This is a genomic window from Kitasatospora sp. NPDC057518 (assembly GCF_042802075.1).
Lineage (GTDB): Bacteria > Actinomycetota > Actinomycetes > Streptomycetales > Streptomycetaceae > Kitasatospora.
Genome location: NZ_JBHVEU010000372.1, coordinates 1 through 8933 on the forward strand (window position 1 = coordinate 1; position 8933 = coordinate 8933).

Genomic DNA, 8933 nt, shown 5'->3' on the forward strand with positions numbered 1-8933 from the left:
GCGGCGGCCTTGGCCGCGGCCTTGGGCTCGGCGGCGGTGGAGGAGTCCCACATCACGGGCGTCGGGGCGGTGAACCGGGCCTGGCCGGCAGCGTCCTCGGCCGACAGGTTGCCGTTGGCATCCGCCTTGACGGTCAGCCCGTCGGTGACGGTGTCGAGGTGGAGCTTCTTGATCTTCGGGTCGGCCGCCGCCTGGGCGGTGCGCACGATCAGGACCTGGCGCCAGCCACCCGCGGGGGTGGCGCTCAGTTCCAGGTCGACGTCGGGCAGGACGGAGCGGTAGAGGGCGCTGCTGCCGCTGAGTTCGGGCTTCGGCAGGGAGAAGGGCGCCTTGACCGACAGCTTCTTGCCGTCCGTCGTGGCCATGGTGGCCAGCGGGCCGGCGCCGCCGCCGGAGAAGGTGAGCCCGGAGGGTACGGCAGTGGGTGCGACCGTGCCGTCGGGGTTGGTCCGCAGCGTCGCGTCCACAGCGCGCCAGGTTCCGTCGGCGTTCTTGATCCGCTCCACCACGGGGGAGGAGTCGGTGGTCAGCGTGCCGTCCGGGTTGGCCGTGGTCTGGCTGCCGCCCGTGGTCATGGCGTCGACCACGACGGGCTTCCCGCCGCTCTTCGCCTTCGCCTGGGCGGCGAGTATCGCGGCGGTCTGCGCCGAGGGGGAGTCGGGCTGTCCCTTGGCCGGAGGCGTCGGCCACGAGGCGTCGGCCGGACCGTGGTTGCGGTCGGTGGGAGCCGCCGCCGCGATGCCGGGCACCGCCAGCAGCCCGGCGCCCAGGGAGAGGACGGCCGTGCAGGCGAGCGGCAGGAGGCCTGTGCGGAATGTCCGGAGGCCCGTGGGGCGTCCGCCAGGAGTGGGAGATGGAGGATGTGATCTTGACATGAAGACCCCCTTGGCATTGGTGATGTGAGCAGAGATCGGTCGCACGCTGCCTTCACATTTGAGCGACTGTCAAAGCGTTTTATCGACAAGGTGTCCGAGTTGTCGGGGTGGTGGCGCATTGCTCTCCGGGTGACATTGATCACACAGAGTGGTTCTCTTCCTTTCCTATCTTCGGTAGGTCGTATGCCCCTAAGGTGCCGGGGGCCTGGGCCGGTGCGACTGGCCCGATTCAAGGCTTGGCAATCTCTGGGGGGATCAGTTGTCCCGTTCTGTCCGCCTGTTCACCAGACCGCGAAGTCTGCGGGTGGCCGTGGTGGCGGCGCTGGCCGTCACCATGTCCGTGGTGACACTTCCTTCGATCGAGGCGGTCGCCCAAGCGGCGGCCCCGCCCGAGGTGTGGGTGCCACCGAACACGCCGGTGCCGGATGCCCGACCGGTCAAGGGCGCCGATGACAAGCCCGTCGGCCACACGCCGGACCCGGGCAAGAAGTGGTCGCCGCCGGCCGACTCCAGCCCGCCGGCCGGTACGGCCACCGCTGTCCTCGGCGCTGCCGGAGCCGGAGCGGCCCTGGCGCCGAGGGCTGCTGACGCGACCTCGCTTCCGGCGCCCGTCCAGGCCGGTTCGCTGCCGGTCTGGATCGCACCGGCGACCGGCGCGAAGCCCGCCGCCCTCGCCGCCCCCGTGGCCAAGGACACCGCCTCCGCCGCTCAGGCCTCGACTCTCCAGGTCGAGTTGGCCGACCGGCCCCGCGCCGACGCGGCGGGCGTGAACGGTGCCCTGGTGGGTGTCACCGACACCGGTGCGGGCGCCGGAGCCGGCCGGGTCGAGGTCGGGATCGACATCCAGGCCTGGGCGAAGAACGCCGGCGCCAACTGGGCGTCACGGGCCCGGATCCTCCAACTTCCCGGCTGCGCCCTGACGACTCCGGGAGCCGCCGGCTGCACCACCCGCACCCCGGTGGCCTCGCACCGGGACGACTCGACCGGCCGCCTGGTGGCCGAGGTCGACGTCCCGCAGCCGACCACCTCCGTGGCCGCCAAGTCCTTCGCCTCCGGGGCCTTCGCGAGCCCGGCCGCGGCCTCTCCCACGGTGGCGCTCGCCGTCGAGGCGGACGTCAAGGGCAACAGCGGTGACTTCACCGCCTCACCGATCACCCCGTCCGCCTCCTGGCAGGCCGGCGCCAACGCGGGCAACTTCACCTACGGCTACACCGCCGAGCTGCCCTCCGCACTGGCCGGCCCGGCCCCCGACGTCTCGTTCGGCTACGACTCCTCCGCGGTGGACGGCAAGACCGCCTCCACCAACGCCCAGCCGTCCTGGATCGGTGAGGGCTGGGAGTGGCGCCCGGGCTCGATCGTCCGCGGCTACAAGGGCTGCAAGGACGCCGGGATCGACAAGTCCGGCGACCAGTGCTGGGGCGGCGACCTGCTCCAGCTCTCGCTCGCCGGGCACGCGGGCCAGCTGGTCAAGGACGACAAGTCCTGCGATTGGCACCTCCAGGGTGAGGACGGCACCAAGGTCGAGCGGTTGACCGGCCAGAACAACGGTGCCTGGAACGGCGAAGCCTGGCGGATCACCACCACCGAGGGCACCCAGTACTACTTCGGAGCCAACCACCTGCCCGGTGGCGACGGCACCGACCAGGCCAGCAACTCGGTCTCCACCGTGCCGGTCTACTGGCCCGGTGGCCAGGACCCGTGCCTGAAGACGGGCTCGCCGGCCACCAACTCCTGGAACCAGATGGGTTGGCAGTGGTCGCTGGACTACATCGTCGACCCGCACCAGAACCTGATCACCTACCGGTACGACCAGGAGCAGAACTACTACGCCCGGGGCGGCGGCCAGAACAACGGCAACGGCACCCGGACGCAGTACCAGCGGGCGAGCTACCCGACCTGGGTCGGTTACGGCCAGCGCCTGCCCGACCAGATCGCCGCCAAGGGCAAGGCCAACCCGGCCGCCCAGGTGTGGTTCCGCACCGCGGAGCGCTGCCTGTCCACCAAGGACTTCAGCTGCGACCCGTCCCTGCGGAACAAGGACAACGCCAAGCGCTGGCCGGACACTCCGATCGACCAGAACTGCGAGGCGACCGGTGACTGCACCGTCTACTCGCCGACCTTCTGGACCACCAAGCGCCTGACGAAGGTCGACACCGAGGTCTGGGACGGTGCCAAGTACCGCCCGGTCGACTCCTTCGCCCTCAACCAGTCCTTCCAGGACCCGGGCGACGGCACCTCACCGTCGCTCTGGCTGGACTCGATCCAGCGGACCGGCACCAACAACCGCACGCCGCTCACCCTGCCGGCCGTGTACTTCGAGCCGCTGCAGATCGCCAACCGCGTCGCGGGTCAGATCGTCGAGCCGGACGGCACGTCGGCCTCGATCGAGCCGTACAAGCGTCCGCGCATCCAGAAGATCACCACCGAGACCGGTGGCCTGATCAACATCGTGTACCGGCCCGCCGAGTGCTCGCGCGAGGCGGGCGGGAAGATGCCCGCGTCCGAGGACGGCAACACGATGGCCTGCATGCCGGTCAAGTGGTACCTGCCCGGACAGACCGCGCCGGACCCGGTCAACGACTGGTTCAACAAGATCATCGTGCAGTCGGTCACCCAGCAGGACACGGTCGCCGGCAATCAGCCCGCGGTCGTCACCGACTACGAGTACGGCGGCGGCGCGGCCTGGCACCGCAACGACTCCGAGATGGCCGACGCCAAGTCCCGTACCTGGGACCAGTTCCGCGGCTACGCGACGGTCACCACGCGCACCGGCAGCGGAAGTGGTGTCGAGGCGCCCCGCACCAAGTCGACCGCCACCTTCCTGCGCGGCATGGACGGAGACGTCCTCGCCGACAATACGGCCCGCCAGGTGTCCGTGAAGGACATCCACGGCGGCATCATCAAGGACGAGAACGTCCTGGCCGGATTCGTCCGCGACTCCGCCAGCTACGCCGGTGACAACGGCGAGGTCCTGTCCACCATGGTCTCCGAGCCGTGGCTCGGTCCGATCACGGCCACCCGCGCCCAGTCCGGCGGCATGCCGGAGATCACCGCCCGGGCCGTCAACGCCCAGAAGGTGACCACCCGCCAGAAGCTGGCCAGCGGTGCCTGGCGCACCAGCGAGCGCTCCACCACGTACGACTCGACGCCGTTCACCCGCCCGCTGGCGGTCTACGACAACGGCGACATCGCCCACCCCGAGCAACTGCTCTGCACCTCCTTCGAGTACGCCACCGGCCCCGGCGACGTGCCGACGCAGCTGGCCTCGCGCACCCTGGTCCTGAAGGGCGCCTGCGGCCAGGCGCCGACCAAGGACAACACGGTCGCCGACACCCGGTCGTACTTCGACGGCCAGGCGCTCGGCAAGGTCGGGACCAAGGCCGAGCAGACCTCGACCGAGGTCCTGGAGCGCTACGACGCGGCGGGCAAGCCGGTCTACCGGGCCACCGCCCGGGTGAGCTTCGACGACTACGGTCGGGTCGTCAGCACCGTCGACCCGACCCGTACCGACGCCACCCACCCGACCGGTGCCGAGACCAGGACCGCCTACTCGCCGGCCACCGGTCAGCTGCCGACCCAGATCACCCACACCAATCCGATGGGCTGGCAGACCGTCAGCACCCTGGACGTGGGCCGTGGCTCGGCGCTCAAGATCAAGGACGAGAACGGCCGGATCAGCGAGCAGGAGTTCGACTCCCTCGGTCGCGCCTCGGCGGGCTGGAGCCCCGGCCATGAACGTGCGACCTATCCGGACTTCCCCAATCGCAAGTTCTCCTACTCGGTCAACGGCGCCAAAGCACCCTCGCAGATTCTCAGCCAGGCGCTGATGGGCGACCTGAAGACGTACACCTCCAGTTTCACCATCTACGACGGCCTCGGCCGGATCCGCCAGACCCAGGCCAGCACCCCCTCGGGCGCCACCGGCCGCATGATCACCGACGCGCTGTTCGACTCGCACGGCTGGCAGATCAAGACGAGTGCCGCCTACTACAACGACCAGGCGCAGCCCAGCGGTCAGCTCTTCCTGCCGAACGGCGGTGTGAACCCGGACGGGAAGATCCCATCCCAGACCGTCCAGACGTACGACGGCGCGGGCCGGGTGACCGACTCGGTCTTCCAGTCCTACGGCGTCGAGCAGTGGCGCAGCCACACCGACTACCCCGGTGCCGACGAGGTCCGCACCACCCCGCCGGCCGGCGGCTACGCCTCCGCGACCGTGTCGGACGCCCGTGGCAACACCGTCGCGCTGCGTCAGTACAAGGCCAACACTCCGACCGGTGCGTACGACGAGACCACCTACGGCTACACGCCGCAGGGCAAGGAGGCTTGGCGCAAGGACACGGCCGGCAACCAGTGGACGTACGAGTACGACCTGCTGGGCCGCCCGGTGAAGTCCACCGACCCGGACTCGGGCACCGGTACGACGACGTACGACGACAGTAGGAACCTCGTCACCGGCACGGACTCCCGGGGCAAGAGCGCCACCAGCGTCACCGACCTGCTCGGCCGTAACGTCGCGGCCTATGAGGGCACGGCGATCGACCCGACCAAGCAGGTCGCCGCCTGGACGTATGACTCGCTGGCCAAGGGAAAGCCGACCTCCACGACCCGCTACGTGGGTGGGACGCAGGGGGACATATACACGTCGGAGATCACCGGCTACGACATCGGGTACCGCGAACTCGGAACCAAGACCACCATCCCAGCGGTGGAGAAGGGTCTCGCGGGCGTCTACCGGACCGACAACACCTACGACAGCGCAGGACGGTTGAAGAAGACGCTGTTGCCGGATGTGGCCGGCATGGACCGAGAAGAACTGACGTTCGTCACGGACACCATGGGTCAGTTCACATCGCTGTCCAGCTCCTTCGGGGCTGAGTCCACGACCTACGTGGCCGGTGTCCGCTACGACCCGTACGGTCGGCCGTACCGCACCACCCTGGGTCGCTCCGGTGCACAGGTCGTCGCGACCATGCTGATCGACGACGCGACCGGCCGGGTGACGCGTTCGATCCTCGACAAGCAGACCGCCGAGACCGCCCACGTCGACTCCGTCGACTACACCTACAACCCGATGGGCCAGGTCACCTCGGCCCGCAACGCGCAGGACGGCCAGGTCGCAGACCTGCAGTGCTTCACCCACGACTACCTCGGGAGGCTCACCCAGGCCTGGACCGACACCGGCACCCAGACCACCAGGCCGCAGCCGAGCGTCCCCGGCGTCGGTGCCTGCACCAACACCGACGGTCCGTCGGTGAGCGGCGGCAAGCCGAGCGTCGGCGGCCCGGCGCCGTACTGGCAGCAGTACGAGTACGACCTCATCGGCAACCGCACGAAGCTGGTCCAGAAGGACGTCACCGGCAACACCGCCAAAGACGTCACCACCGCCCAGACCTTCGGCTCCGGCGCCAACACCCCGTCCTCCGACCCGAAGACGGGCGGCGGCACGGGCGGTCCGCACGCGCTGATGAAGTCCACCCAGACCGGCCCGGCCGGCACCGCGGTGACCTCGTACGCCTATGACGCGGCGGGCAACACCACCTCGATCACCGACACCCCGGGCACCAAGTCACTGACCTGGAACGCCCAGGGCAAGCTCGACCAGATCACCGGTACCGGCCAGAGCGGTGCGACCAGCTACCTGTACGACGTGTCGGGCAACCAGCTGATCCGTCGCGAGGCCGGCAAGACCACGCTCAACCTGGGCGCGGACCAGATCACCCTGGACACCACCAACAACGCCAACGTCGTCACCAACGTCCGCACCTACGGGGCGCCCAACGGCCTCTCCGTCACGCGTACGACGACCAACGGCGCGTCCAAGCTGGCGTACCAGGGCGCGGACCCGCACGGCACCAACGGCGTCCAGTTCGACTCGGCGACGCTCGCCCACGTCCGGCGTCCCACGGACCCGTTCGGCAACGAGCGCGGCACCCAGCCGACGGCGGGCGTCTGGGCCGGGGACAAGGGCTTCGTCGGCGGCACCAAGGAGAAGTCCACCGGCTTCACCCTCCTCGGTGCCCGCGAGTACGACCCCAAGACGGGCCGCTTCATCAGCCCCGACCCCATCACCGTCGCCAGCGACCCCCAGCAGTGGAACGCCTACGCGTACGCCAACAACAGCCCGATCAACAAGTCGGACGCCAACGGCCTGCGCATCGACTGCGACCAGATCACCGAGTGCTCGGGCTGGAACTTGGCTCCGGGAGTCACTCCACAGCCGCCCGCGGCGACGCCTGACCCCGACGAGGGGACCCCGCCGGTCACCCCGGCGGTTACGGACGCCAAGAACAAGAAGGACGCCGCTGACGACGCCGTGCGCAAGTCCAAGCGCAAGCGCGACGAGCTCGTGCACAAGGTGGTCGACATCATCGGCGACCTGATCGGCTTCAACGACGCCCGTGACTGCTTCACCAAGGGCGACGTGATGGGCTGCGTCAACACCGCCCTCAACGCGGTGCCCTGGGGCAAGATCCTCAAGGCCGTCAAGGTCGGCATCCAGGCCCTCAAGATCTACAAGGAGATCGAGAAGACCTACACCGCCATCCGCTCCGGCGAACGCGCGGCCAAGGAAGCCGAAGCCGCGTACGTCGGCGCCAAGACGGCCGCCGCCGAAGCCAGAGCAGCCGAAAAGGCGGCAGCCAAGGCAGCAGAAGAAAAAGCAGTAAAGGAAACAGCGACCGACGCGGCAGGAACAGAGGGTAAAGCTGCAGCCCATGAAGCTGACGAGGCCGCCTCGAGCTGCTCCCTGATCCGCAACAGCTTCCCGACCGGCACCCGGGTGCTGATGGGGGACGGCACCCTCAAGCCGATCGAGGAGATCCAAGAGGGCGACGTCGTCATGGCGACCGACCCCCAGACCGGCGAGACCCACCCCGAGCCGGTGACCGCCACCATCACCACCCCCGACGACAAGGACTTCACCGACCTCACCCTCACCGACGACACCAGCCCCCGCGGCCCCCCGGCCGACGAGCAGTCGAAGATCACTTCCACCTACCACCACCCCTACTGGAGCGAGACCCGCCAGCAGTGGGTCGACGCCGGCGAACTGACCTCCGGCGAACAGCTCCGCCAGCCCGACGGCACCACCCTCACCATCCAGTCCGTCCGCAACTACCCCTACGCCGTCACCACCCACAACCTCACCGTTAGCTTCCTCCACACGTACTATGTGCTCGCAGGGGCCACGCCGGTCCTGGTGCACAATTGCGGAGGGGACCTCTTCCGGAGTGACACGCGGGATCCCTCGGAGATTTTCCAGAACGGGTTCAAGGCGCTGGGCGATAACATGGATCTCCCGGAGCACGTGGCAGGTGTATCCGGCACTTACACTCCTGCATCTGGATTCGTATCAACCACGACATCGGAGACACATGCGATCAGTCGTGGCGGGAATGTGTTCACCATTCGTGGTGTCACGGGCAGGGATGTAAACAAGGAGATCCCGGATAACCCGCTTTCGCATGAGCGCGAGATAGCTGTTCCGCATGAGATTGACACCAGCTGCATTGTCGGATGTCGTCTCAGGGATGGGACCTGGGTTCCGAATCCGAACTTCAAGGGGTGACAATGGGCGAGCTTGTGGATCTGCTGGCCGTAGGGCCCGACGGTATGCCTGCTGAGGTGAGCCTTGAGCTCTCTGATCAGACGCCGACCATCCTTCGCATGAAGGTGGCCGACTCTGCGTGGCAGGAGTTCCAGGCATCCAATTGGTTTAATTGCCTGATTGAAGCGCGCCTCGGTCTGGAGAGCCGGGGATTTCTCCTGTGCTGCCAGGGCGCCAGGCCGGATGTCTTTCCTTCCGGCATGATGCAGCAGATGAATCTGGGAAGATTTGCCTATTGCCTGAAGTCTGGCATGCCGCTCTCCGAGGATGATGTCGTCGATATCTTTGCGCCCGCAGATATCTCTGAAGTGGCGAGCGTCGAGGATCAGAGGGTCGCGGTGTTCAAGTTCTTCAAGATCTCCAGGTAGCGAAAATCCAGCTGCGCTCTTGACGGCGCTACAGGGGATTTTCTAAATGCGCCAGCGGCCCCGCCGGAGTGGTATCCGGCC

At 68.2% G+C, this 8933-nt stretch carries 2 protein-coding genes and 1 pseudogene; 2 read left to right on the forward strand and 1 reads right to left on the reverse strand.

Annotation, left to right across the window (positions count from 1 at the left end):
- Window positions 1-749, reverse strand: a pseudogene (locus ACFU7Z_RS29885) (hypothetical protein); the annotation flags it as partial.
- 469 nt (window positions 750-1218) lie between these two features.
- Here ACFU7Z_RS29885 and ACFU7Z_RS29890 point away from each other — a divergent pair.
- Both ACFU7Z_RS29890 and ACFU7Z_RS29895 read left to right on the forward strand, forming a co-directional pair.
- On the forward strand, window positions 1219-8445 hold the full coding sequence (locus ACFU7Z_RS29890; RefSeq protein ID WP_380780888.1) for an RHS repeat-associated core domain-containing protein: 7227 nt from the start codon (window positions 1219-1221) through the stop codon (window positions 8443-8445).
- A 2-nt stretch (window positions 8446-8447) separates the two neighbouring features.
- A complete protein-coding gene (locus ACFU7Z_RS29895) occupies window positions 8448-8852 on the forward strand; it encodes a hypothetical protein (RefSeq protein WP_380780890.1) in 405 nt (134 codons plus the stop codon).
- Window positions 8853-8933: the final 81 nt, after the last annotated feature.